General features: G+C 71.2%; 19 protein-coding genes and 2 tRNA genes. 17 read left to right on the forward strand and 4 right to left on the reverse strand.

The genetic code is table 11. From position 1 onward, the window contains the following. Positions 1-156: 156 nt before the first annotated feature. The 7 genes from ACZ67Q_RS21720 (at position 157) to ACZ67Q_RS21750 (ending at position 8,028) form a co-directional block, all read left to right on the forward strand. A complete protein-coding gene (locus ACZ67Q_RS21720) occupies positions 157-618 on the forward strand; it encodes a TIGR02611 family protein (protein ID WP_471184498.1) in 462 nt (153 codons plus the stop codon). 96 nt (positions 619-714) lie between these two features. Then, positions 715-786 (forward strand) — tRNA-Val (locus ACZ67Q_RS21725). A gap of 641 nt (positions 787-1,427) precedes the next feature. After that, positions 1,428-2,675 (forward strand): ABC transporter substrate-binding protein, encoded by a 1,248-nt coding sequence (locus ACZ67Q_RS21730; protein ID WP_471184500.1) that lies wholly within the window; start codon positions 1,428-1,430, stop codon positions 2,673-2,675. A gap of 22 nt (positions 2,676-2,697) precedes the next feature. Further along, positions 2,698-3,666 (forward strand): carbohydrate ABC transporter permease, encoded by a 969-nt coding sequence (locus ACZ67Q_RS21735; protein WP_471184502.1) that lies wholly within the window; start codon positions 2,698-2,700, stop codon positions 3,664-3,666. After that, positions 3,663-4,541 (forward strand): carbohydrate ABC transporter permease, encoded by an 879-nt coding sequence (locus tag ACZ67Q_RS21740; RefSeq protein ID WP_471184506.1) that lies wholly within the window; start codon positions 3,663-3,665, stop codon positions 4,539-4,541. Before ACZ67Q_RS21735 ends, ACZ67Q_RS21740 begins: the two co-directional genes overlap by 4 nt. Before the next feature lie 10 nt (positions 4,542-4,551). Beyond that, the gene (locus ACZ67Q_RS21745) at positions 4,552-5,160 is read left to right on the forward strand and encodes a hypothetical protein (RefSeq protein ID WP_471184509.1); all 609 of its coding nucleotides are present in this window, start codon (positions 4,552-4,554) and stop codon (positions 5,158-5,160) included. 132 nt (positions 5,161-5,292) lie between these two features. Next, entirely contained in the window at positions 5,293-8,028 is a 2,736-nt protein-coding gene (locus ACZ67Q_RS21750; RefSeq protein ID WP_471184512.1) for an exo-rhamnogalacturonan lyase family protein, read from the forward strand. A gap of 85 nt (positions 8,029-8,113) precedes the next feature. On the opposite strand, the gene ACZ67Q_RS21755 is transcribed toward ACZ67Q_RS21750, so the two are convergent. Next, positions 8,114-10,501: an SCO7613 C-terminal domain-containing membrane protein gene (locus ACZ67Q_RS21755; protein WP_471184515.1), complete on the reverse strand. Its 2,388-nt coding sequence runs from the start codon at positions 10,499-10,501 to the stop codon at positions 8,114-8,116. A gap of 87 nt (positions 10,502-10,588) precedes the next feature. On the opposite strand from ACZ67Q_RS21755, the gene ACZ67Q_RS21760 reads away from it, so the two are divergent. From ACZ67Q_RS21760 to ACZ67Q_RS21770, 3 genes are all read left to right on the forward strand, one after another. Then, entirely contained in the window at positions 10,589-11,035 is a 447-nt protein-coding gene (locus tag ACZ67Q_RS21760; RefSeq protein WP_471184518.1) for an SRPBCC family protein, read from the forward strand. Positions 11,036-11,074: 39 nt separating this feature from the next. Beyond that, positions 11,075-11,146 (forward strand) — tRNA-Val (locus tag ACZ67Q_RS21765). Positions 11,147-11,222: 76 nt separating this feature from the next. Continuing rightward, on the forward strand, positions 11,223-13,049 hold the full coding sequence (locus ACZ67Q_RS21770) for a DUF2207 domain-containing protein (RefSeq protein WP_471184521.1): 1,827 nt from the start codon (positions 11,223-11,225) through the stop codon (positions 13,047-13,049). Positions 13,050-13,070: 21 nt separating this feature from the next. Here the strand turns inward: ACZ67Q_RS21770 and ACZ67Q_RS21775 are convergent, their stop codons facing one another. Then, complete coding sequence (locus ACZ67Q_RS21775) at positions 13,071-13,796, reverse strand: exonuclease domain-containing protein (RefSeq protein ID WP_471184523.1); 726 nt, start codon at positions 13,794-13,796, stop codon at positions 13,071-13,073. 168 nt (positions 13,797-13,964) lie between these two features. Between ACZ67Q_RS21775 and ACZ67Q_RS21780 the strand changes: the two genes are divergently transcribed. From ACZ67Q_RS21780 to ACZ67Q_RS21795, 4 genes are all read left to right on the forward strand, one after another. Continuing rightward, positions 13,965-14,531 carry a DUF4365 domain-containing protein gene (locus tag ACZ67Q_RS21780; protein WP_471184526.1) on the forward strand — a complete coding sequence of 189 codons (567 nt, stop codon included), beginning with the start codon at positions 13,965-13,967 and terminating at the stop codon, positions 14,529-14,531. Next, the gene (locus ACZ67Q_RS21785) at positions 14,528-15,736 is read left to right on the forward strand and encodes a hypothetical protein (RefSeq protein WP_471184529.1); all 1,209 of its coding nucleotides are present in this window, start codon (positions 14,528-14,530) and stop codon (positions 15,734-15,736) included. The genes ACZ67Q_RS21780 and ACZ67Q_RS21785 overlap by 4 nt, the downstream gene beginning before the upstream one ends. A 214-nt stretch (positions 15,737-15,950) precedes the next feature. Next, positions 15,951-17,930, forward strand: coding sequence for a threonine--tRNA ligase (thrS, locus tag ACZ67Q_RS21790; protein WP_471184531.1), 1,980 nt, complete (start codon positions 15,951-15,953; stop codon positions 17,928-17,930). A gap of 83 nt (positions 17,931-18,013) precedes the next feature. Next, a complete protein-coding gene (locus ACZ67Q_RS21795; RefSeq protein WP_471184534.1) occupies positions 18,014-18,559 on the forward strand; it encodes an HIT family protein in 546 nt (181 codons plus the stop codon). 39 nt (positions 18,560-18,598) lie between these two features. Here the strand turns inward: ACZ67Q_RS21795 and ACZ67Q_RS21800 are convergent, their stop codons facing one another. Further along, positions 18,599-20,254 carry a hypothetical protein gene (locus ACZ67Q_RS21800; protein ID WP_471184537.1) on the reverse strand — a complete coding sequence of 552 codons (1,656 nt, stop codon included), beginning with the start codon at positions 20,252-20,254 and terminating at the stop codon, positions 18,599-18,601. Between the two features lie 185 nt (positions 20,255-20,439). Continuing rightward, the gene (locus tag ACZ67Q_RS21805) at positions 20,440-22,638 is read right to left on the reverse strand and encodes an elongation factor G-like protein EF-G2 (RefSeq protein WP_471184540.1); all 2,199 of its coding nucleotides are present in this window, start codon (positions 22,636-22,638) and stop codon (positions 20,440-20,442) included. Between the two features lie 270 nt (positions 22,639-22,908). On the opposite strand from ACZ67Q_RS21805, the gene pgsA reads away from it, so the two are divergent. From pgsA to ACZ67Q_RS21820, 3 genes are read left to right on the forward strand one after another with little or no spacing between them, the layout of a single operon-like run. Then, positions 22,909-23,589 carry a phosphatidylinositol phosphate synthase gene (pgsA, locus tag ACZ67Q_RS21810; RefSeq protein ID WP_471184542.1) on the forward strand — a complete coding sequence of 227 codons (681 nt, stop codon included), beginning with the start codon at positions 22,909-22,911 and terminating at the stop codon, positions 23,587-23,589. Further along, a complete protein-coding gene (locus ACZ67Q_RS21815; protein WP_471184545.1) occupies positions 23,586-24,530 on the forward strand; it encodes a phosphatidylinositol mannoside acyltransferase in 945 nt (314 codons plus the stop codon). Before pgsA ends, ACZ67Q_RS21815 begins: the two co-directional genes overlap by 4 nt. Beyond that, positions 24,527-25,693 (forward strand): glycosyltransferase family 4 protein, encoded by a 1,167-nt coding sequence (locus tag ACZ67Q_RS21820; RefSeq protein WP_471184547.1) that lies wholly within the window; start codon positions 24,527-24,529, stop codon positions 25,691-25,693. Before ACZ67Q_RS21815 ends, ACZ67Q_RS21820 begins: the two co-directional genes overlap by 4 nt. Positions 25,694-25,704: the final 11 nt, after the last annotated feature.

Consider the following 25,704-nt stretch of genomic DNA (forward strand, 5'->3'; position numbering starts at 1 on the left):
GGATTCGCACGTCGGCGAAATCGACATGCCACCTACGGTGCCGTTGTAAACCCCTCTGAGGGTTTTGCGTCTCTTTACGTAACTCTTCCGGCCGAGAGATCTTCGCGAACTACGGCCATTCCGGTGACTGGTTTCCTTCGGGTAAAGTTTCTCCGTATGAATACGGGGAGTGACGGTCCGGGCGAGGTTGTCGTGTCGGCAGACGGCGAGAAGCCGGGCGAGGCGGAGACGAACGAGGACGGGCGGGGGCTCGGCTCCCGGGCGCCGGAATTCATCAAGTCCCGCCGGATGCTCCATCTGAGCTGGCAGGTGGGCGTCTTCGTGATCGGCCTCGCGGTCGTGGCGGCCGGCATCGTGATGCTGCCCCTTCCCGGGCCGGGCTGGGTCGTGATCTTCGGCGGCATGGCGATCTGGGCGACGGAGTTCGTGTGGGCACAGCTGGTGCTCCGCTGGACGAAACGGAAGGTCACCGAGGCGGCCCAGAAGGCGCTCGATCCCAAGGTGCGGCGGCGCAACATCATTCTCACGAGCGTCGGTCTCGTCATCGTGGCGGCACTGGTCGGCTTCTACGTGTGGAAGTTCGGTTTCGTGATGCCATGGAAGATCAAGGATCAGTGACACGCACCGGGGCGCGGGCGGCGCCGGTCCCGGCCCGTCCGGCTCCGGGATGGTCACAGGCACCCCCTGACATGGGGTAATGTTCTTCCTGCGCCCGGGCGATTAGCTCAGTGGGAGAGCGCTTCGTTCACACCGAAGAGGTCACTGGTTCGAACCCAGTATCGCCCACCCGGAACACCGGCCCGCCTGCGACAACGCAGGCGGGCCGGCGTTGTTTGCCTTGCGGAACCATCCCGACGGTGCGTGGTCGCCTACGTCCGGTGAGGTACCGCACCCGCGCATGGACGCGTGAGCTGTGCACGGTGGCGTGCCTCCGAGGGGCGCGGCCGATGACGTATCTCCGGCGGCGCGTGCGAGGCCCCGGGCGGCTCGGTCGCGTCGCGGCCGCACCTGGCTTTCCAGGCAGGCAGCCGACGCCGCCGGCCCCACTCGAAGCCCTGATGGTGCGGCCGGGGCGGTCGGCCTCGCCCGCCAAGGGGCCGCCCGCCCCCGCCGAAGCCGCATGCCGGCACCCCCAGCTGCTTCCGGCCATCCCGACCCACCCCCACCCACGCCCCCGTCCGGCCCCTCGAACCACCGCCCCCCCACCTGCGTCATCCCCCGACCGCCGCCACCCCGCACCCCCACCCACAACCGCCTCACAGCCGGCCCCGCAAGAAAATCCTGTCCGAATCATTGACGCACCTCCCACCCCTCCGTACCTTGTGCCAGCAAGCGCTTACTTGAAACGATTCACGAGGCGGCGGGCACGCTGCGGGGAGGGCCCGATCATGGGAACCGGGAATGTTGACAGGCGCACGATCCTCAGGGTGGCCGGCGCTTCCATGGCCACGCTGGGACTGGCCGCCACCACCGGCTGCGGAGGCGGCGACGGTACGGCTGCGGACGGAACGGTGACGATCCGTTACTCGTGGTGGGGAGCCGACGAGCGCGCCAAGAGGATCAACCAGTCGATCGCGCTGTTCGAGAAGAAGTATCCGAAGATCAAGGTGAAGACCGACTTCCAGGACTACGTCTCTTTCTGGGAGAAGTTCCAGACGCAGGCCGCGGGCGGAAATCCACCGGACGTTTTCCAGAACTCCGTCGCATTTCTTAGGAAGTACGACAAGCGTGGGATCCTTCTCGACCTCAAGTCCCAGATGGACGCAGGTAATCTGAGGCTCAGTAACTTCCGAGAGGGCGTCACATCCGTTGGGGAGGTGGACGGTAAGCAGCTCGCCGTCCCCGTCGGCTCCAACACCATGGCCCTGGTCATCGACAAGAAGCTCTTCCGGAAGGCCGGCGTCGAGCCCGAGCCGGGCTGGACCTGGGACGAGTACTTCAAGGCCCTGAAGACCATTCACGACAAGACGAAGGTGCCCGGCGACACCGGCTACTTCGCCATCATGTACCTGTACGACCTCTACCTCCGGCAGCACGGCAAGGCCTTCTTCACCAAGGACGGACTCGGCTTCGAGCAGGCCGACCTGACGGAGTGGTGGACCGACGCCTACAACCGTGTGAAGGCCGGCATCATCACCGACCCGAAGATCGTCGAGCAGGACAAGCCGAAGTCCTCCGTGACCGCCGGCCACGGCGCCTCGGAATTCACCTGGGACAACTTCACCGTCCGCTACACGGCCGAGGGCGACAGCGAGTACGGCCTCGCCCCCATCCCCACCACCGACGGCAAGCAGACCGGGCAGTACCTGGCCTCCCTGATGCTCAGCGCCTCCGCGCGCACCAAGCACCCGAAGGAGGTCGCGCAGTTCATCGACTTCATGGTCCACGACCCCGAGGTCGGCAAGATCATGGGCTACGACCGCGGCATCCTGGCCGGCACCGAGCAGTACCAGGCGTACAAGCCGACCGACCCGGTCAACAAGGAGATCGCCCGGTACGAGGAGGACACCGCGAAGGCCGGCGTTCTCGGCACCATCACCCCGCACCCGTCGGGAGCCGACACCGTCGAGGCCGCGTTCCTGCGCATCGGCGGCGACATGGCCCAGGGCAAGACGAAGGTCCCCGACGCGGTGAAGCAGTTCTTCTCCGAGGCCGAGGCCGCCTTCCAGGCCTGAACCGGACCTCACCCGGAATTCGATGGGAACCCCCGTGACGCTCGTCAAGGACTCACCGCTCGACACCCGGAAGGTCCGCTCGGCCGCCCCCGCCGCCGTCAAGCGGCGGGGCCGCCGGGAGAACCTCGCCGGTTACCTGTTCATGTCCCCGTGGATCGCGGGCTTCCTGCTCCTGACCGCGGGCCCCATGGCCGCCTCGCTGTACTTCGCGTTCACCGACTACAACCTCTTCGCAGCCCCCAAGTGGACCGGCTTCGACAACTTCACCCGGATGTTCGACGACCCGCGGTGGCAGAAGTCGGTGGAGGTCACCGCGAAGTACGTCGTCATCGGCACGCCACTGAAGCTGCTCCTCGCCCTCGGTGTCGCCCTGCTGCTCGCCCAGAGCCGGCGCGGGCAGGCCTTCTACCGGGCCGCCTTCTACGCCCCGTCGCTGATCGGCGCCAGCGTGTCCGTCGGTTTCGTGTGGCGGGCGCTGTTCTCGGACGACGCCGTCGTGGACCGTGGGCTGTCCCTGTTCGGCGTGAACATCGGGGGCTGGGTCGGCAACCCGGACTGGATCCTGTACTGCCTGGTCGCCCTGACGGTCTGGCAGTTCGGCGCGCCGATGGTGATCTTCCTGGCGGGGCTGAAGCAGGTGCCGAGAGAGCTGTACGAGGCGGCGGAGATGGACGGCGCCGGGCGGTTCCGTCAGTTCTGGAGCATCACGCTGCCGATGATCTCACCGGTGCTCTTCTTCAACGTGCTGCTGGAGACCATCCACTCCTTCCAGATCTTCGGTTCCGCCTACGTCGTCTCCAACACGCAGTGCGGTCCGGCCGACGCCACCCTCGTCTACACCTGCTACCTGTACCAGAAGGGCTTCAAGGAGTCCCAGATGGGCTTCGCCTCCGCGATGGCCTGGATGCTGCTGCTCGCCGTGGCGCTGGTGACCGCTGTGCTGTTCTGGTCGCAGAAGAAGTGGGTGCACTACGCGGAGGACTCCCGATGAGCGCCACCTCTCCCACCGTCCCCAAGTCCTCCGGTCCCGGCCGCAAGCGCACCGGATCGCTCGCCTGGCACTTCGGTGCCCTGCTGGTCCTGGCGATCGTGCTGTACCCCGTCGTCTGGGTGATCGGCGCGTCCTTCAAGCCGAGCCGGGACATCATCGGCAGCCTGGAACTGCTGCCCACCAGCCCGATCCTCGACAACTTCGAAGGCCTGGCCGACGGTATCGCCGACATCCCGATCCGGACGTTCTTCCAGAACTCCCTTTTCTACGCACTCGGCTCGGTCGCCGGCATTCTCGTCTCCTGCTCGCTGACCGCCTACGCCTTCGCCAAGATCCGGTTCGCGGGACGGAACCTGCTGTTCGGCCTGATGATCGGGACGCTGCTGCTGCCGTATCACGTGCTGCTCATTCCGCAGTACGTGATGTTCCAGAAGATGGAGCTGATCAATACCTACGTTCCGCTGCTGCTCGGGAAATACCTGGCGACGGAGGCGTTCTTCGTCTTCCTGATGGTGCAGTTCATGCGGAACCTGCCGCGGGAACTGGACGAGGCGGCCCGCATCGACGGCTGCGGCCATCTGCGGATCTACTGGTCGATCGTGCTCCCGCTGTGCCGGCCCGCGCTCATCACCAGCGCGATCTTCACCTTCATCAACGCCTGGAACGACTTCATGGGCCCGCTGATCTACCTCAACGAGCCCGGCAAGTACACCGTCTCGCTGGGCATGATGATGTTCCGCGACCAGGAGAGCGTCGCCAACTACGGCGGCATGATCGCCATGTCCCTCGTCGCGCTGCTGCCGGTGCTGCTGTTCTTCCTCGCCTTCCAGCGGTACCTCATCGACGGCATGGCGACCTCCGGACTGAAGGGCTGAGGGACCACCCATGGCACAGGCCCGCACCGAGGCACTCGGGCACAAGGAGCCCCGCGAGTCTCCCCTCGCCGAGAAGTTCGCCCTCTTCTCGGAGTGTCTGCTGACCGGCGTGTGGATCGCGATCGCCTCGCTCGGTGTCGTCACCTACCCGGCCGCGTTCGCCGCCGGAACCCGGCACCTGCGCCGCCGCATCGCTCATGAGGCGGGCGGCCGAAGGGAGTTCGCCGCCGACTTCCGGGCCGCGCTGCGCGGCGGATGGCTCGCCGGGCTCGCCGGCTGGGTGCTGGCGGCTCTGGTGTGGTTCGACGTGCAGGCCGCGCGCGCCGGGCTGCCCGGCGGGCCGCCGGCCGGGGCCGTCGGACTGGTCGCGCTGATCGGCCTGGCCGTCACCGGTATGCGCGCCGCCGCCTGCTGGACGCCCGGGGCCGGCTGGCGCGCACTGCTCACGGATGCGGGCCGCCGTACCGTGCTCGATCCCGCCGGCTCGTTCCTCCTCGTCGCCGGGTCGGCCGTGGTGGCGCTGTCCGGCTGGTTCGTCGCCCCCCTGGCCGTCCCGGTGCTCGGGGCCGTCGCGGCGGCGGCCGTCGCCGTCGAGACGCGGTACCGGCACCGCCGCTGACCCGCCGTAACCGAGCCCCGCCAGGCGCGGCGCCCCCGACCGTCGTACCACTCTCTGTCATGCCCCTGACTAACTTGTTCGCTCCGCGCACGCCTCCGCACGCCCCCGTACGGAAAGGACCCACGGCACCCCATGTCTTCCATCCCCCGCAGATCCCTTCTGAAGGCCGCCGCCGTCGCCGGAGCCGCCGCCCAGTTCAGCTGGGTGCTCGGCAGCAGGGACGCGCAGGCCGCGCCCACCGCCGGAGCCGCCGACACCGACCCGGTGACCCTGGACTGGCTCGAGGACGGCGGCCTCGGCGCCGCCCCCGGCTCCACCGTCGGGGTGCCCTGGCCCATGGGCGCCCATCGGGAGGACCAGACCTTCACCCTCACCGACGCCGACGGCAGGGCCGTCCCCGTCCAGACCTGGCCGCTCGCGTACTGGCCGGACGGCTCCCTGAAGTGGACCGCGCACGCCGTCAGCTCCGGAAACGGCAAGCTCACCGTGACCGCGGGCACCCCAGCGGCGCCGGAGAAGAAGGTGACCGTCGACAGCGGCGGCTCCACCGTCACCGTCTCCACCGGGGTCATCACCGCGAAGATCGGCAAGAACGGTTCCACCCTCGTCAAGTCCGTCACCCGGGGCTCCACCGAGATCGCCAAGAACGGCAGGCTGGTCCTGATCCGCCAGCCCGAGATCGAGGACGAGGACCAGGGCACGGTCAGGACCGAGCGCTTCGACGGCGCGATCGACAAGGTCACCGTCGAGCAGGGGGGCCCGGTCCGGGCCGTCGTCCGTATCGACGGCAAGCACCGCAAGGGGGAGCGCAGCTGGCTGCCGTTCTCCCTCCGGCTCTACTTCTACGCCGGAGCCGACTCCTTCCGCATGGTGCACACCGTCATCTACGACGGCAGCCAGGAGCCCGGCAAGGCGTCCGGCGACTTCATCCGCGGCCTCGGCGTCCGCTTCACCGTGCCGATGCGCGACGCCGCCTACGACCGGCACATCCGCATCGGCGGCGAGGGCACCGGCCTTCTGCGCGAGGCAGTCCAGGGCATCACCGGCCTGCGCCGCGACCCCGGCGCGGCCGTGCAGAGCGCCCAGTACGCGGGCAGGAAGCTGCCCGATCCCTCCACCTGGGACCAGCGCGTCACCGCGCGCCTGCAATACATCCCCGAGTGGGGCGACTACACCCTCTCCCAGCTCTCCGCCGACGGCTTCAGCGTGCGCAAGCGCACCAAGAAGGGCCACGGCTGGATCACCGCGGGCGGCGGCCGGCGCGCCTCCGGCTTCGGCTACGTCGGCGGCGCGAGTGGCGGCCTCTCCTTCGGCCTGCGCGACTTCTGGGAGAAGTTCCCCGCCCAGCTCGACATCCGCGGCGCCCGGACCGACGAGGCCGAGGTCACCCTGTGGCTCTGGTCGCCCGAGGCCCAGCCCATGGACCTGCGCTTCTACCACGACGGTATGGGCCAGGACACCTACGCCGAGCAGCTCGAGGGCCTCAACATCACCTACGAGGACTACGAGCCCGGCTTCGGCACCCCCTACGGCATCGCCCGCACCTCCGAACTGCTCTTCTGGGCCAACGAGTCGACGCCCGCTCCCGACACCCTCGCCCGGCAGGTGCAGGCCGTACGGACGCTGCCGCAGCTCGCCGCGCCGCCGAAGCAGCTCATCAAGGCCAAGGTCTTCGGCCCCGGCCTGTACTCAGAGCCGGACCGCTCCACCCCGGCCAAGGCGAAGATCGAGGACCACCTGGACTTCCTCTTCACGTACTACAAGGACCAGGTGGAGATGCGCCGCTGGTACGGCTTCTGGGACTACGGCGACATCATGCACACCTACGACTCCGCACGGCACGTGTGGCGGTACGACATCGGCGGCTACGCCTGGGACAACTCCGAACTGTCGCCCGACCTGTGGCTCTGGTACGCCTATCTGCGCTCCGGCCGCGCCGACATCTTCCGCTTCGCCGAGGCGATGACCCGGCACACCGGCGAGGTCGACGTCTACCACATCGGCCAGTGGGCCGGCCTCGGCACCCGGCACGGGGTGCAGCACTACGCCGACAGTGCCAAGCAGCAGCGCATCGCCAACACCACCTACCGCCGCTTCTACTACTTCCTCACCGCCGACGAACGCGTCGGTGACCTCATGGCCGCGAACGTCGACTCCGACGAGACGTTTCTCGTCCTCGACCCGCAGCGCAAGGTCCGCACCGACCCGTACACGCCCGACCGGCACGCCCTGTCCATCGGCTTCGGCACGGACTGGAGCGGGCTGGTGTCGGCCTGGCTGACGGAGTGGGAACGCAAGGGCCCCAAGTGGGAGAAGGCCAAGGCGCGTGTGCTGTCCACGATGGAGGGCATCGCCGCCCAGCCGAACGGATTCGTCCAGGGCAGCGGCCTGTACGACCTGGACACCGGGAAGTTCGCCGTCGCCACGCAGCCCGTCGTCGGTGTCTCGCACCTGTCGGCGGTCTTCGGCCTCAACGAACTGTGCGCCGAACTCATCCACTTGGTCGACATGCCGAGGTTCAAGGAGGCCTACCTCGACTACTGCCGCTACTTCAACGCCACCAAGGCGGAACAGGCGGCGCGCTACGGAACCAACTTCGGCTCGCTGATCCTCTTCCAGGGCCACTCCCGCCTGGACGCCTACGCCGCCGTCCAGACCGGCGACGCGCAGCTGGCCGGCCGGGCCTGGGAGAAGTTCTACAACTCCGACGGCTACAAGGAGTCCGCGCCCTGGAAGACGGAGCGGCTGACCGGCCCGGCGACCCTGGTCGAGGGCAGCGAGGCGAGCTGGGTGTCCAGCAACGACACGGCGCTGTACGGCCTCGCCGCCATCGAGAACCTGGCGCTGCTCGGCGACAGGATGCCGTAGCCGTGGGCCGGGCCCTGCCCTTCGGATCACAGCGGCGTCCGAAGGGCACCCCACCTCGCAGCCGGCCGGTTCCGAAGGGCAGCGCCTAGTTCATCCGCCCCAGGACCTCCCGCATCCGTCGCACGTCCCGCAGGCGCCGTTCATAGGTCGCGCCGACGGCGAGCAGCAGGGTTCCGGCGAGTGCGGGAGGCACCCAGCGGGGGAGGGCGTCGGCGACCTGCACCAGATAGGGGGCCAGCTCGTGCAGCGCGTCCAGCACGAGCACCCCGCCGCCCAGCAGCAGCGGCGCCCGCAGCCGGTGCCGGGCGCCCAGCAGGGTGACCAGCAGCGCCGCCGCGCCCAGCAGCCACGGGCGGGTGGTGTGCGCGTCCGTCCAGGCGGCCAGGAGACTCGGCACCAGCGTCACCGCGAGACCCGGCCCGTACGCCGCCCACGACGACACCTGCGGATCACGGCGCCGGCGCAGGACGCCCAGCGCGAGGGCCGGGACGGACACCGGCAGCGTGTACGCCTCCGGAGCGGTGACGTCCCAGGCCGCGAGGCGCACCCAGGCGGCCAGCGCGAACAGGGCGGTGGCCGCGTAGGCGGCGGGGCGCCGGTCGGCGCGCACCGCCGTCCCGGCGGCGATCACCCCGCACAGGGACAGCACCAGCGCGAGCATGGCCGGTTCGGTGACCGCCAGTGCGATCGCCAGGAGACCGGCGGCCGCGCCCGTCGCCTCGACCGCCACGATCGTCGGCACGTCGGCGATCCGCGCCGCGAGCAGCGCCGCCACGGCCGGGAGCACGAGCACGAGCAGCGCGGTGTGCCACGGCGCCCAGTGCGCCGCCGCGCCCACCGCACAGGCCAGGGCGGCGCCGTACCCGAGCGCCGCAGGGGCCGTGACCAGCGCCAGGCGCGGCCTCAGGGAACCCGTCGCGAAGAGCACCGTCAGGGCGGTGAGCACGCCGAGGGTCGCGGACCGCGCGGGCAGCGCGAGGAACGTCAGCGAGGCCGAGGTGAGCAGGGCGAGCACCAGTGCGGGCAGCGCCTCGGCGCGCCCGGTCGTCCGGTTCCGCGCCGCCACAGCGAGCAGGCCCGCCGTCACCAGCGCCTCCACCAGCAGTGCCACCGGGTACGGAGCGTCCAGCGCCACCGGTACGACCATGACCGCGCCCCACCCCAGCGCCGACGCGCCCGTCAGCGCCCGGGGCCGCCAGGCGAGGTCGCGGACCGTGAGGGCGACGACGACGGCGACGGCGGCCAGGACCAGCGGGGCCGTCTGCAACTGCGGCAGCCACGGCTCACCGGCCGTCACGGCCTCCCGGGCCCCGCCGGGCGCCCCCGACCAGACCCCGGTCACCGAGGTGGCCGGCCCGAGCAGCGTCAGCGCCACCAGGGGCAGCGCCCACAGCACCGCCAGGCCCTGCACGACGGCGGAGGCGACGGCGAGACCGTACCGCACCGGCTCCTTCAGCCGACCGGCCCTTGCCGCGGCCAACAGCGCGACACCGAGGGTGAGATGGACCGGAACCGTCCAGCTGACCGGCAGGCCCGGGCGGGCGATGCCGCCGAGCGCGGTGACCACGAGCAGGCCGGCCGCCACGGACAGCCCGACAGCGTGGCCCTCGGCCCGTTCGTGCCGCGCCGTCACCAGCGCGATGCCGGCCGCGAACAGCAGCAGGGCCGCCGCACGGGCCGCGGCGCCCGGACCTCCGGCCGTCCACGACAGCCCCGTCGCGCCCAGCACGCCCCACGCGCCCATGCCGTACGCGCCGACCATGGCGGTGATCCGCACCGCCCCGGCCGGAGCGCGCAGCGCCACGACCGTGTCGCACGCGGCCGTCACCAGCAGCGCGGCGGTGATCCCGCAGCGCCCGGCGTCGGCCGCCGTCGCCCCCAGCAGCAGCGGCAGCTGCGCCGCGGCCAGCGCCGCCGGACGCGGCAGCCGCAGCGCCGCCGTGCGCGGCAGCAGGCCGTAGCCCGTCCACACGGCCGCCAGCACCGCCGACGCCCCGGCCGAGTACGCCGTCCCGTCCAGCCCGGTGAGAACGGCCTCGTGCAGCGCGTACGCGTCGAGCACCGTCAGCGCCAGTGCGAGCCCCGCCACCGCCTCGGCCGTCGAACGCAGGCCGCGCCCCAGCAGCGGCAGCGGCGCGGCCAGCGCGGCCACCGTGACCGCGCCGAGCACCAGCGAGCGGCCGGTGATCCCCAGGTGTCCCCAGCTGACCAGCGTGAACGCGATCGCCGCGATGGTCAGCAGCAGGCCGCCCAGGAGCAGCAGCAGGTTCTGCACGCGCGGCGCGGTGGCCTCCGGGCGGGGCGGCTGGGACGGCTGCGGCGGCGCGGGGAACGGCGTGGGTGCCGCAGGGGCGGGGAGGCGGGCGACCAGCCAGGCGCGGCGGGCGAGCAACTGGGCCCGGCGGGCGTCCAGTTGCCACAGCTCGGCGTCGATGAGCCGCAGCTCCTCGGCCGGTGGCGGAACGTGTGTCATGGTTCGCAGTGTGGGCCGCGTCACGGCGTACGGCATGAGCGCGCGTACTCAGGAACGTACTCAGGCCGGGGCGGGCAGAGTGGGCGTATGAACTGGACGCACTATCGCTTCCTCAGCGTGTGGCCCGTGCCCGTCCCGCCGGCCACTGTCTACCCCGTGCTGGAACGGGTCGAGGACTACCCCCGCTGGTGGCCCCAGGTGCGCACGGTGACCCGGCTCGACGACACGGCGGCCGTGATCACGATCCGCTCCCTGCTGCCGTACGCCCTCACCGTCACCGCGCGTGAGGTGCGCCGCGACCCTGCGGCCGGCGTCCTGCACAGCGCTTTCTCCGGCGACGTCGAGGGCTGGGCGCGCTGGACCGTCGCAGCAGGCGGCCCCGGCACCCTGGCCCGCTACGAGCAGGTCGTCGATGTGTGCAAGCCGCTGCTGCGGCGGCTGGCCGTGCCCGGACGACCGCTGTTCAGCGCCAACCACGGGCTGATGATGCGGGCCGGACGGCGCGGACTCGTCACGTATCTCGAAGCGGTTTGAAGGAAGCCCGCCGGTCCCTGTATTGTTCAGTGCGTTCCCGGGCGATTAGCTCAGTGGGAGAGCGCTTCGTTCACACCGAAGAGGTCACTGGTTCGAACCCAGTATCGCCCACCGGGAAGGAGCCGGTCCGCCAAGGCGGACCGGCTCTTTTTGCGTTGGGCCTTGGGGGGGCGATGTGAACGACGGGGTGAGCGGCAGAGGCTCCGGGACGAGAAGTCCGGTCCGGCGGCGGAGAATTCGCGGACTGATCGGTGTCTTCGTCGCACTGCTGGCCCTCGGTGTCATCGTGGGGCTCGCCCGGGAGGCGGGGAACGAGGAGCGCGTCACCACGATGTGGGTGCGCGCGGAGATCGCCACGGACGGCAGCGCCCGCATCACCGAGGTGATCGACTACGACCTGGGGTTCGGGTTCACCGCACGGCACGGCATCTACCGCGACCTGCCGGAACTTCCCGATGACGCGGAGCACCCCGTCCTCGCCACCATGGACGGGGTGAGGGTCCCGTACGAGCTCACGTACGGCGACGACTACCGGGACGAGAACGGCAAAGAGGAACTGGCCGACCGGATCAAGGTGGGCGATCCCGAGCGCACGGTCACCGGCCTGCACCGTTATCGCCTGCAGTACACGATCCCGGACGTCGTGAAGGGCGGGAAGCTCTCCTGGGACGCGGCCGGCACGGGCTGGAAGGCCGACCGCGCCGACGTGGAGATCCATGTCGTGGCCCCGTACGAACTCACCGGCACCCGTTGTGTGCACGGCACCTGGGACTCCCGAAAGCCCTGCGCGGCGGAGCACACCGGGCCGGGCCGCCTGGTCGTCAGGGCCGGAGAACTCCGGGGCGGCGAGGGCCTCACGCTGTACGCCACCACCGGGACGAAGGTGTCCGGGGCGGTGACGCCACCACCCGCACCGCCCACGGGCAAGGCCGTCGGCACGACGGTCCAACGGCCGCTGTGGGCGACTCTGTTCGCGGTGGGCGTCGCATTGGCCTGCGCGACGGTGACGGTGGCGGCGCTGCGGCTCGCCGGCCGTGACCGGGTGGCGGACGAGAGGGACGGCGGACCCTCCGGCAGGTACCGGCGCGTCGAGATCGAACGGTTTGCCGCCTCGGTCACCCCGGTGATCACCCCTCCGGAAGGGCTCACTCCGGCGCAGGGCGGGATCCTGCTCGCGGAGAAGGTCGACAGCCGGCACCAGGCCGCCTGGCTGCTCACCGCGGCGCTCGACGGCCATCTCACCATCGAGGGGCCCGATCGGATGCCCACTCTGAAACGGGCCGACTCCGACGAGCCACCGCGGGATGCGATCGCCGGACCCGTGCTGGAGAGGCTGTTCGAACGCGGTGGTGAGGTCACTCTGGGAGTGCGTGACCTCCACGTCCGCGAAGCGCTGTTCGCGCTCGAGGGCTCGTTGTCCCGCTGGCAGGCGGAGAGCGACCTGTGGGACCGGGCCGCCGAGCGCCGCTCGGACCGAGCATGGTGGACCGGTCTCGTCGCCGGCCCGGCCGGGTTCGTCCTCGCCGCGGTCGGAGCCGTCCTGGGCGGCCACCGCAGCATGGCCGGCGGGCCGGTGCTCGCGGTGGGCGCGGCTGTGGCGGGCCTCGGCGTGGCACTACTGGCGCGCGCCTGGGAGCTGAAGGCCCGCAGCCCCCGGGGCACCGCCCTGTGGCTGCGGACGGAGGCCTTCCGGCGCTACTTGGCCGACCCGCCCGGCCCGCCCCCCGACGAGGACCGCACCGAGCTGTACACGGCGTGGGCGGTGGCGCTGGGCGTGGAGTCCGCCTGGGAGCGGGCGGTCGCCGCCTCCACCTCGGCTGTGCGCGCCCGCTCCACCGTGACCGTCCGGTACGGCACCGCGATGGCCCTGGGCATGACCGCCGCGGTGACCGTCACGAGCGGCCTGTCGTCCTCGGGCGGCAGCGCGGGCTCCTCCGGCTCCGGCGGCGGCTTCACCGGCTCCGACGGCGGGGTCGGCGGCGGGGCCGGAGGCGGCGGCGGAGGCTCCTGGTGACGTCGCGGAGACGGTGACGCCCTACGCCGCCGCCGGCAGCTCCGGGCGCAGCGGCCACGCCGGGTCCACTTCCTCCTCCGAACCGCTGCGCGCGAACCACGCCTGCAGGCCGCGGGCCTGTGCCGCGTGCCAGGTCGCCTGCAGAGTATGCAGCTCGGCGGGGGTCAGCCGCTCCAGCCGCGCGGCGAACCGGCGGCCCAGGGCCCGGACGACCTCCAGCGCCGCCAGCGCGTCCGCCGCCGCGTCGTGCGCCTCGTCCAGCGTGACGCCGTAGTGCGCGCACAGGTCGGTCAGCGTGCGGCGGCCCTTGCGGTAGCGGTCCAGATGTTTGTCCAGCACCCGTGGGTCCAGCACGAGCAGCGGGGCCCGCTCGAACCACCGGTCCAGGCTGGAGGCCCGGTGCCGACGCAGCTCACGGTCCAGCAGCGTCAGGTCGAACGGCGCGTTCATCACCACCAGCGGGCGGCGGGCCAGCGCCTGTTCGGCCAGTTGCTCGGCTATCTCGTACATCACCGGCGCCGGCCAGCGGCCGTTGCGCTGCAGGTGATCCTCCGTCAGCCCGTGCACCGCCGTCGCCTCCCCGGGCACCGGCACGCCCGGGTTGACCAGCCAGCGGCTCACCCGCGGCCGGTAGCCCGGACCGTCCTGGACGACGAGGGAGGCCGACACGATCCGGTCGGTCTCCACGTCGACGCCCGTGGTCTCCGTGTCGAAGGCGGCCAGGGGCCCCTCGTACCAGCACGCCATACCCAACAACCCCTCGTTCACCATCGGCAGTTGACGCACCGTCCTCTGCCCGTTCCGGTGATACCCGGGCTGTTTGCGCCGTACGCCGGAAGGAGACAACAGGAGTACGGGTCTTTGCAGTTCAGCGGCCCGCAGCGGGGTATCACTTTGCGTGGAAGGCTGTTCGCCATGGCGATAGCGCAGCCCGAGCGGGGCGGGCTGCTGCCCGATCGCACGGGCCCTCTTCGCGGCTCACTGGCCACCACCGCCTGCATGGAGACACTGCAGGTGGGCTATCTGCACGCGGTCGCGGCGGCCGCGGGGTGCTCGCTGTCCCAGCCCTTCCCGGACAACGGCATCGACTGGCACGTCAGCCATGGCTCGCCCGGCCACACCGTGGACGACGAGGTCACCATCAAGGTGCAGCTCAAGGCCACGTACCAGGTCGCGCCCCATCCGCCGGGCCGCTCCTTCTCCTTCACGCTCGACAACGACCACCTGCGCAAGCTCGCCCGCACGCCGGTCTCCGTGCACAAGATCCTCGTCGTCATGATCGTCCCGCGATCGCGGGACCAGTGGCTGCGCGCCGGCCACGACCGGCTCGACCTGCGGCACTGCTGCTACTGGGTCAACCTCGCCGGGCACCCGATCACCGGGCGGAACCGCACCACCGTGCGGATCCCGACCTCACGCATCTTCGACGACCGGGCGCTGTGCGAGATCATGACGCGGGTCGGGACGGGAGGCAGACCATGACCCACCGCCCACTGCCGGACGCCCCGCGGGCTCACCCCGAGATCTTCCCGGCGCGGCCGCCCGCGCCCGGTGACGTCGACCCGGCCGTCCTCGCCGCCCTGCTGCACCGGCACGGCTGGCAGCGCCGCGGCGGCGCCCCCGGCCGCTACGGCCGCTGGACACCGCCCGGGCCGGGCGCGGCCGGCACCAGCCTGCTCGTGCCGGTCAGCCGTGTCTTCCCCGACAGCGACGACCTGCTCGGCGAGGCGCTCGACGCCCTCGCCCGCAGCGGTACGCCGTCGGCGCGCGAGGTGCTCGTCTCGCTCGCCGTGCCGAGCGACGAGATCCGCTGGTGGCGGGACGCGCCGCCCGGCGGGCCGGCGGGCAGCGCGGCCTGGAGCGCCGACGAGCGGCTGCGCGGTGCCGCCCGGCGGATGCTGCTCGCCGCGGCGCTGGCCACCCGGGCACGGGCCGGGTACCACGGAGCCCGGCACCGCCGGCCGGCCGCGGCGCTGCTGGACCAGGTGCTGGTCGGGACGGGCGGCGACGGCGCCCGCCTGACCGCGTTCGTGCCGGTCGCCTCCGCGCGCCCGCTGGCCGTGCGGTTGCAGCAGGCGCTGTACGCGGCGCGGGAGGCCGTCGACTACCAGCGCGCCACCGGCGCCATGGACGCGTTCGACGGCGCGGTGCAGGCAGGGGTGAGCCGGGAGCTCACCGAGGCGCTGATCGCGCTCGTGGAGGGGACGGAGGGGGCGCGGGTCGCGGTGCAGTGGGCACCGGGGGCGGGGGTCCCGGACGGCTGCGCCGCGGACGGCGAGCCGGTGGAGTTCTCGCCGGGGGACCTGACGGTGCTGCGGGAGGCCGGTGCGCGCTATCTGCACGCCGAGCCCGCGGTGCCGGTCGTGCTGACGGGGACGGTGGTGCGGATGCGCCGCGCAGCCCCGCGCGGCGAGGGGACGATACGGCTGCGTGTGCTCGCCGGCGCGGACGTTCCGCACGTGCGGCTGACCCTGGACGAGGAGGACTACCGCATCGCCGGTCACGCGCATCTCGTCGGGCTGCCGGTGCGCGTCCACGGACGGCTGGAGAGCCGGGGCGGCTTCCGCCGGCTGACGGGGGTCTCCGGGGTGGTGCCCGTCGAGGTGGACGAGGCGGAGCGGGACCGGCTGATCAAGTCGCTCCAGGAGAACCTGGACTTCTTCGAGGAGGCGTGCGGCGGGGATTGAGCGGAGTGGGCCCGTCGTTCGGCTGCCGGTACGTCGTGGCTGGTCGCGCAGTTCCTCGCGCCCCTGGGCCGGCTGCGCTCACCTTGGGTCACGAGCCCACCCTGGACGGCCCAGGCACCGGTTTCGCCTCCGGAGGCATCCGGTCGGTACGATCCTTACTCGTGCGTGCGCTCGGGTATGGCGCCGCATCCCCACCTTCAGTCAGGAGAGACCGGTGTCAGACGTCCGTGTGATCATCCAGCGCGATTCCGAGCGGGAAGAACGCGTGGTGACGACGGGCACTACGGCCGCCGACCTCTTCGCCGGCGAGCGCTCGATCGTGGCCGCCCGTGTCGGCGGTGAGCTCAGGGACCTCGCCTACGAGGTCAAGGACGGCGAGACCGTCGAAGGCGTCGAGATCTCCTCCGAGGACGGTCTCAACATCCTGCGCCACTCCACCGCGCACGTCATGGCGCAGGCCGTGCAGGAGATCTTCCCCGAGGCCAAGCTCGGCATCGGCCCGCCCATCCGCGACGGCTTCTACTACGACTTCGATGTCGCCGAGCCGTTCCACCCCGACGATCTCAAGCGCATCGAGAAGAAGATGCAGGAGATCATCAAGCGCGGCCAGCGCTTCTCCCGTCGCGTCACCACCGACGAGGACGCCCGCGAGGAGCTGGCCGGCGAGCCGTACAAGCTGGAGCTGATCGGTCTCAAGGGCAATGCCGCCCAGGCCGCCGAGGGTGCCGACGCCGAGGTCGGCGGCGGCGAGCTGACGATCTACGACAACCTCGACGCCAAGACCGGTGAACTGTGCTGGAAGGACCTCTGCCGCGGTCCCCACCTGCCCACCACCCGGATCATCCCGGCGTTCAAGCTGATGCGCTCGGCCGCCGCCTACTGGCGCGGCAGCGAGAAGAACCCGCAGCTCCAGCGCATCTACGGCACCGCCTGGCCGACCAAGGACGAGCTGAAGCAGTACCTGGACTTCCTCGCCGAGGCCGAGAAGCGTGATCACCGCAAGCTCGGCGCGGAGCTGGACCTGTTCTCCTTCCCGGAGGAGCTCGGCCCCGGCCTCGCGGTGTTCCACCCCAAGGGCGGCGTGATCCGCAAGGAGATGGAGACCTACTCGCGCAAGCGGCACGAGGTCTCCGGCTACGAGTTCGTGAACACCCCGCACATCTCCAAGGAGCGGCTGTTCGAGATCTCCGGCCACCTGCCGCACTACGCCGACGGCATGTTCCCGGCCATCGAGTTCGACGAGCAGAACTACCGCCTCAAGGCGATGAACTGCCCGATGCACAACCTGATCTTCAAGTCGCGCGGGCGTTCCTACCGTGAACTGCCGCTGCGTCTCTTCGAGTTCGGGACCGTGTACCGGTACGAGAAGTCGGGCGTCGTGCACGGCCTGACCCGCTCGCGCGGCTTCACCCAGGACGACTCGCACATCTACTGCACCAAGGAGCAGATGCCGCAGGAGCTGGACACGCTCCTGACGTTCGTGCTGGACCTGCTGCGCGACTACGGCCTGACCGAGTTCGAGCTGGAGCTGTCCACCCGCGACGACTCCGACAAGTTCATCGGTACGGACGAGGACTGGGCGGAGGCCACCGAGGCTCTCCGCCAGGCCGCCGAGAAGCAGAACCTGCCGCTGGTCCCGGACCCGGGCGGTGCCGCCTACTACGGCCCGAAGATCTCCGTGCAGGCCAAGGACGCCATCGGCCGCTCCTGGCAGATGTCGACCATCCAGGTCGACTTCAACCAGCCCAAGCGGTTCGGCCTGGAGTACACCTCCGCGGACGGCTCCCGCCAGCAGCCGGTGATGATCCACCGCGCGCTGTTCGGCTCCATCGAGCGGTTCTTCGGCGTGCTCCTTGAGCACTACGCGGGCGCCTTCCCGGCGTGGCTCGCGCCGGTGCAGGCCGTCGGCATCCCGATCGGCGACGCCCACGTCGAGTACCTGCAGCGCTGGGCCGAGGCCGCGAAGGAGAAGGGGCTGCGGGTCGAGGTGGACTCCTCCTCCGACCGCATGCAGAAGAAGATCCGCAACGCCCAGAAGCAGAAGGTGCCGTTCATGGTCATCGCGGGCGACGAGGACATGGGTCACGACACCGTGTCCTTCCGCTACCGCGACGGCTCCCAGGAGAACGGGATCCCGTTCGACGAGGCGATCGCGAAGATCGTGAAGGTGGTCGAGGAGCGGGCACAGATCTGACCCCGCTGTGAGCAGGCCCCCGGTGACTCGATCGCGCCGGGGGCCTTGCCCTGTCACCCGGGTGGACGCCATATGCTGCACGCATGACGAGTGAGCCGGAGCAGCAGATCGGAGTGGGGACGCAGGACGCGTTCCAGCGCCTGTGGACGCCCCACCGGATGGCCTACATCCAGGGCGAGAACAAGCCCACCGGCCCGGGGGCCGAGGACGGCTGCCCCTTCTGCTCACTCCCGGCCAAGTCCGACGAGGACGGGCTGATCGTCCGGCGCGGCCGGCAGGTGTACGCGGTGCTCAACCTGTACCCGTACAACGGCGGCCATCTGATGACCGTGCCGTACCGCCACGTCGCCGACTACACCGACCTCACGGAGGCGGAGACCGCCGAGCTGGCGGAGCTCACCAAGCAGGCCATGACCGCGCTGCGTACCGCCTCCGGCGCGCACGGCTTCAACATCGGCATGAACCAGGGGTCGGTGGCCGGCGCGGGCATCGCGGCCCACCTGCACCAGCACATCGTCCCCCGCTGGGGCGGCGACACGAACTTCATGCCGGTCGTCGGCCACACGAAGGTGCTGCCGCAGCTCCTTGCCGACACGAGGAAGATGCTCGCGGAGGCCTGGCCCTCCTGAAGTGCCGGCAGGCGCCCCCGTCGTGCCCGGGGGCACCGCTCACGCGTCGTAGACGTCGGCCTTCTTCGGTGATACGTCCTGGACGGCGGTGCTGAGGAAGGCCGAGCGGGTGCCGAACTTCTCCGTGTCGACGCCGTTCTCCTCCAGCACCTTGATCGCCGCCGCGTGCACCACGCGCAGGACCGGCGTGGCCGCCCGCAGCGCGTCGTCCGCCATGAAGCGGTGCCGCCACGGCTGGTCGGCCCACGCGTGCCGCAGACCGAACGGCTCCGGCAGGCCGATCGTGCCGCCCAGCCACTTCAGCGCCGGGGGATACCAGGTCAGCGGCGCCCGCACCGCGAGCCGGACGACCTCGTTGGTGGTGACCAGGGGGAGATTGATCTTGCGCGTCTCCCACGGCTTGAAGGACTTCGCGACCTCCTTGGTCGGCGCCTCGGGCTTCGTCGTGAACAGCGGGTTCACCGGCCCCAGCGCGTGCCCGGTGACCTCGATGCGCAGCGTCGCGTGCAGTACCGTCACCGTGATCAGCATGGTGATCACCAGCTGGCCGTCCCACAGCGTCCACTGCACGCCCAGGTAGTGCCGGTCACCCGCGCCGAACTGCTGCTTGTTGCAGATGTCCTGTATCGCGTGCGACTTGACCTGGTACGCCTCGACGTCCGTGCCCGACGGGCGGGCCACTTCCTTGGCGTTCTCACCGATCGGCGTGACGATCCAGTGCCGTATCGACGGGGCGGGGAAGCCGCCGGTGTTCAGCGGACCGCGCTCCAGCATGCGCAGCTGGTCGTGGATCGCGCGGATCACGTCCCAGCTGCGGAAGGGGTGGATCTCCCGGCCGGGGTCGGCGGGCACCAGCTCCTCGGCGAGCTGCCAGGAGCCCCAGCGGGTGCCCATGCCGAGGATGCCCTTGGGGCCGGCGTAGAAGACGGAGTTCGACTGCTGCTCGGCGCCGAGCCGGGCCAGGGACTGGCGCAGCTGCTCGGCCGCGGTCTCACGGGGGCCGGTGGGCACCGCCTCGGGCACCTTGGCGCCGACGCTGCTGCCCGACAGCAGGCTGTTCCAGCGCTCCCTGAGGTCCGCGGCGGTGCGCTCGCAGATCCGCCGGGCCCAGAACCAGCCGACCACCGGCATCACCACGGCGGCGCGCGCGTACCAGCCCCAGAAGCCGCTGAACGGCATGCGGAGCAGAAAGACCACGGCGAGCGCGGCCACGGCGACGAGCAGGGTGGTCGCCAGCGCCGAGGCGCGTCTGTTGTCGGTCTTGTCGATGGTGGTGCGGATCTGGAAGACCAGCAGCCAGACCAGGAATCCCGGCAGGAAGAGCAGCCCGCACAGCACGATCGCGGCGGTCAGCCGGTTGTCGCGGTCCCGGCGGATGTTGTTCGCCGCCAGGCAGTGCTCGACGACGGCCTGCGGTTCGGCGCCGAAGGACTGGATGAGCGGCTTGCGGTCCTCACCGATCATGCGGTCCACGACCGCGCGGGCGAACGCCTCGCCCAGGTTCGGCCGGAACAACGCGAGCTTGCCGGGTTTCACCTCCGACTGGTGCCACTCGTTGTCGGCCTTCTTGATCTCCTCCATCGGGTTGTCCCGGTAGGCCGCGGAGGCCAGCGCGAACGTCGCCGTCTGGCCCTCGTCGCCGGTGCGCGGCACCTGTGGCCCGAAGAAGTCCGCGTAACCGCCGTTCACGCTCATCCCCACCCCCGGTCGCCGCATTGCTCGCTTCTGCGGCCTTCCCGACTTGCGTCCTGCGCACACCTGTTGATCAGGTCATCAGCGTATCCGCACGCACCGACATCCGTCGGCGGACGGCCCAAGGAGCCGCCCGCCGAGCCGGAAGAGCTCCGCACGCACGCCGGTTGTGCGCGGGAGGGCGACAACTACGACGCCGCGCGCTCCTGTTCCCGGATCCGCTCGGCGACCTGCGCCGGCATCGGCTCGTGCCGCACGTAGCGTCGGTCGAAGCGCGCGGTGCCGTGGGTCATCGACCGCAGATCGATGGCGTACCGGCCGATCTCGATCTCCGGCACCTCGGCCCGTACGAGCGTGCGCCCGCCGCTGGTCTGCTCGGTGCCCAGGACTCGCCCGCGCCGGCCGGACAGGTCGCTCATCACGGCACCGACGTAGTCGTCGCCGACCAGCACGGACACCTCGGCCACCGGCTCCAGCAGATGGATCTTCGCGTCGGCCGCGGCTTCCCGCAGGGCGAGCGCGCCCGCGGTCTGGAAGGCGGCGTCGGAGGAGTCCACCGAGTGCGCCTTGCCGTCGAGGAGGGTCACCCGCACGTCGATGAGCGGGTGCCCGGCCGCGACGCCCTTGGCCGCCTGGGCCCGCACGCCTTTCTCGACCGACGGGATGAACTGCCGTGGCACGGCCCCGCCGACCACCTTGTCGACGAACTCGACGCCCGAGCCGCCCGGCAGCGGTTCCACCTCGATCTCGCAGATGGCGTACTGCCCGTGCCCGCCGGACTGCTTCACGTGCCGGCCGCGCCCGGCCGACTTGTTCGCGAAGGTCTCCCGCAACGACACCTTGTGCGGTACGACGTCGACCTGGACGCCGTAGCGGGTGCGCAGCCGCTCCAGCGCGACGTCGGCGTGCGCCTCGCCCAGACACCACAGCACCACCTGGTGGGTGTCCTGGTTCTGCTCCAGGCGCATCGTCGGGTCCTCGGCGACCAGCCGGGCCAGGCCCTGGGACAGCTTGTCCTCGTCGGCCTTGCTGTGCGCCTGGATGGCCAGCGGCAGCAGCGGGTCCGGCATCTGCCAGGGCTCCATCAGCAGCGGGTCGTCCTTGGCGGAGAGAGTGTCCCCGGTCTCGGCGCGGCTGAGTCTCGCCACGCACACCAGGTCGCCCGCGACGGCGTGCGTCACCGGCCGCTGCTGCTTGCCGAACGGGGTGGACAGGGCGCCGATCTTCTCGTCGACGTCGTGGTCCTCGTGGCCGCGGTCGGCCAGGCCGTGCCCGGAGACGTGGACGGTCTGGTCGGGGCGCAGGGAGCCGGAGAACACGCGGACCAGGGAGATCCGGCCGACGTAGGGGTCGGAGGAGGTCTTGACGACCTCGGCGACCAGCGGCCCTTCGATGTCGCACGGCTTCAGCTCGCGCGGCGCGCCGTCGATGGTCGTCACCGCGGGCGTGGGGTGCTCGAACGGGGTGGGGAACCCGCCGGTGATCAGCTCCAGCAGCTCCACCGTGCCGATGCCCTGCTTGGCGCCCTCGGCGGCCGGGGCGGCGGCCAGGACGGGGAAGAACGTGCCGCGTGCCACGGCCCGCTCCAGGTCCTGGATCAGCGTCTTCAGTTCGACCTGCTCGCCGCCGAGATAGCGGTCCATGAGGGTCTCGTCCTCGCTCTCGGCGATGATCCCCTCGATCAGCCGGTTGCGGGCCTCGGTGAGGTCCGGCAGCTGGTCCTCGCCGGGCTCCGACTCCTTGCGCTCGCCGGAGGAGTAGTCGAACAGCTTCTGCGTGAGCAGCCCGACCAGACCGGTCACGGGCGCGTGCCCGTCGGGCCCCTGCGCGCCGTGCAGCGGGAGGTACAGAGGCAGCACGGCGTCGGGGTCGTCGCCGCCGAACGCCTCGGCGCAGATCCGGGTCATCTCCTCGAAGTCCGCGCGGGCCGCCTCCAGGTGCGTGACGACGATCGCGCGCGGCATGCCGACGGCCGCGCACTCGTCCCACACCATGCGGGTCGAGCCGTCCACCCCGTCCGAGGCCGAGACGACGAAGAGGGCCGCGTCCGCCGCGCGCAGACCGGCCCGCAGTTCTCCGACGAAGTCGGCGTATCCCGGGGTGTCCAGCAGGTTGATCTTGATGCCGTCCCATTCGACGGGCACCAGGGACAGCTGCACCGAGCGCTGCTGGCGGTGCTCGATGTCGTCGTGGTCGGAGACGGTGCCGCCGTCCTCCACGCGGCCCGCCCGGTTCACCGCTCCCGCGGTCAGCGCGAGAGCCTCCACCAGAGTCGTCTTGCCCGAACCGGAGTGGCCGACCAGCACCACATTCCGAATGGACGCGGGGTGGTCGGCCGCCGTAGCCCTGCCGGCGGCTCCGGGGTGGGATTGTGCCTTGTCGCCCATGATCCTGCCTCCCGTGCACGGTGAGGTCACTGTGGGCGCGGACACGCGGGAGGCCGCGTGTGGGCGGCTCCGGCGACGCCCGCGTCCTTCGAGCTTTCCACTCCCGTAACGCCGCGTCCATACGAGGGACGCGAGCGCGCCGGTGTCCGAGGGCTGTCGATGTGACACGGCTGCGGGTGCCCGGCCCTCGGCCGCACGCGCGCGTGGCTACGATGGGCCAGCCGGTGGCCAGCAGGGGCCGCACGGCGACACCGACCAGTCGGGAAGGCCATGCTGAACAAGTACGCGCGTGCTTTCTTCACGCGTGTTCTCACGCCGTTCGCCGCGTTTCTCATCCGCCGGGGGGTCAGCCCCGACACGGTCACGCTGATCGGCACCGCCGGAGTGATCGCCGGAGCGCTGGTCTTCTACCCCCGGGGCGAGTTCTTCTGGGGCACGGTCGTGATCACGCTGTTCGTCTTCTCCGACCTGGTCGACGGCAACATGGCCCGCCAGCTGGGCCGCTCCAGCCGCTGGGGCGCGTTCCTGGACTCCACCCTCGACCGGGTCGCCGACGGCGCCATCTTCGGCGGCTTCGCGCTCTGGTACGCCGGGCACGGCAACGACAATGTGCTGTGCGCGGTGTCGATCTTCTGCCTGGCCAGCGGCCAGGTGGTGTCGTACACCAAGGCGCGCGGCGAGTCGATCGGGCTGCCCGTCGCCGTCAACGGGCTCGTCGAGCGGGCCGAGCGGCTGGTGATCTCTCTGGTCGCGGCCGGTTTCGCGGGCCTGCACAAGTTCGGGGTGCCCGGCATCCAGTACCTGCTGCCCGTCGCGTTGTGGATCGTCGCCGTCGGCAGCCTGGTCACGCTGATCCAGCGGGTCGTCACCGTGCGCCGCGAGTCGGCGGAGGCGGAGGCCGCGGCCGCCGCTGCACCGGGGGAGCCGCAGGGGAGGGAGACCGCGAAGTGAGCGCCCAGGAGCGGCTGACCGACGCCCTGTACGGCCTCGGCTGGGGCACCGTGAAGAAACTCCCCGAGCCGGCCGCGGTGCGCCTCGGGCGGACGATCGCCGACCTCGCCTGGAAACAGCGCGGCAAAGGCGTCGAGCGGCTGGAGTCCAACTACGCGCGCGTGGTGCCCGGTGCGGGCCCCGAACGGCTCGCCGAGCTGTCCCGCGCGGGCATGCGCTCCTACCTGCGCTACTGGATGGAGTCCTTCCGGCTGCCCGCCTGGAGCACCGAGCGCATCAAGGCGGGCTTCGACCCCAAGGACCTGCACTACCTCACCGAGGGCATGGCCGCCGGCAAGGGCGTCATACTCGCGCTGCCGCACCTGGCCAACTGGGACCTGGCCGGCGCCTGGGTCACCACCAAGCTCGGCATCCCCTTCACCACCGTCGCCGAACGCCTGAAGCCCGAGACGCTGTACGACCGTTTCGTCGCCTACCGCGAGGGCCTCGGCATGGAGGTCCTGCCGCACAGCGGCGGCTCCGCCTTCGGCACGCTCGCCCGGCGGCTGCGCGACGGCGGCCTCGTCTGCCTGGTCGCCGACCGCGACCTGTCCTCCTCCGGGGTGGAGGTCGACTTCTTCGGCGACACGGCCCGCATGCCCGCCGGACCGGCCCTGCTGGCCCAGCAGACCGGTGCCCTGCTGCTGCCGGTCACCCTCTGGTACGACGACTCCCCGGTCATGCAGGGCCGGGTGCATCCCCCGATCGACGTTCCCGAGTCAGGTACGCGCGCCGAGAAGACGTCCTCCATGACACAGGCGCTGGCGGATGCCTTCGCCACGGGGATCGCCGACCATCCGGAGGACTGGCACATGCTGCAGCGGTTGTGGCTCGCCGACCTCGACGCGTCGAAGGGACCGCTGAAGGATCCGTCGGACGATCCGTCGAAGGGGACCGCGTGAGGATCGGCATCGTCTGCCCGTACTCCTGGGACGTGCCCGGCGGCGTCCAGTTCCACATCCGGGACCTCGCCGAGTACTTCATCCGGCTCGGCCACGAGGTGTCCGTGCTCGCCCCGGCCGACGACGACACGCCCCTGCCGCCGTACGTCGTCTCCGCGGGCCGTGCCGTGCCGGTGCCCTACAACGGCTCCGTCGCCCGGCTCAACTTCGGCTTCCTGTCCGCCGCGCGGGTGCGGCGCTGGCTGCACGACGGGGCGTTCGACGTCGTGCACATCCACGAGCCGACCTCGCCGTCGCTGGGCCTGCTGACCTGCTGGGCGGCGCGCGGGCCGATGGTCGCCACCTTCCACACCTCCAACCCGCGCTCCAAGGCGATGATCGCCGCGTACGCCATCCTGCAGGCCGCGCTGGAGAAGATCAGCGCGCGGATCGCGGTCAGCGAGTACGCGCGGCGCACGCTGGTCGAGCACCTCGGCGGGGACGCCGTCGTCATCCCGAACGGCGTGGACGTCGACTTCTTCGCCAAGGCCGAGCCCAACCCCGCGTGGCAGGGCGACACCATCGGCTTCATAGGGCGTATCGACGAGCCCCGCAAGGGCCTGCCGGTGCTGATGAGGGCCCTGCCGAAGATCCTCGCCGCCCGGCCGCAGACCCGGCTGCTGGTCGCCGGGCGCGGCGACGAGGAGGAGGCGGTGGCCTCGCTGCCGGCCGAGCTGCGCTCCCGCGTGGAGTTCCTCGGCATGGTCAGCGACGAGGACAAAGCCCGCTTCCTGCGCTCCGTCGACCTCTACGTCGCCCCCAACACCGGCGGCGAGAGCTTCGGGATCATCCTGGTCGAGGCGATGTCCGCCGGCGCGCCCGTGCTCGCCTCCGACCTCGACGCCTTCGCCCAGGTTCTCGACCAGGGCAAGGCGGGCGAGCTGTTCGCCAACGAGGACGCCGACGCGCTCGCCGAGGCGGCGCTGCGGCTCCTGGAGGACCCGGCGCGCCTGGCGGAACTCGGCGAGCGCGGCAGCGCCCACGTCCGCCGCTTCGACTGGTCCACGGTCGGCGCGGACATCCTGTCGGTGTACGAGACCGTCACGGCCGGCGCTGCCGCGGTGGCCGCGGAGGACACGGGGCCCACGGGGCGGTGGGCCCGGTGGGGCCTGGCGCGGGACTGAGAGCGTCTTGG

It is taken from the genome of Streptomyces sp. NPDC036813 (assembly GCF_055609245.1).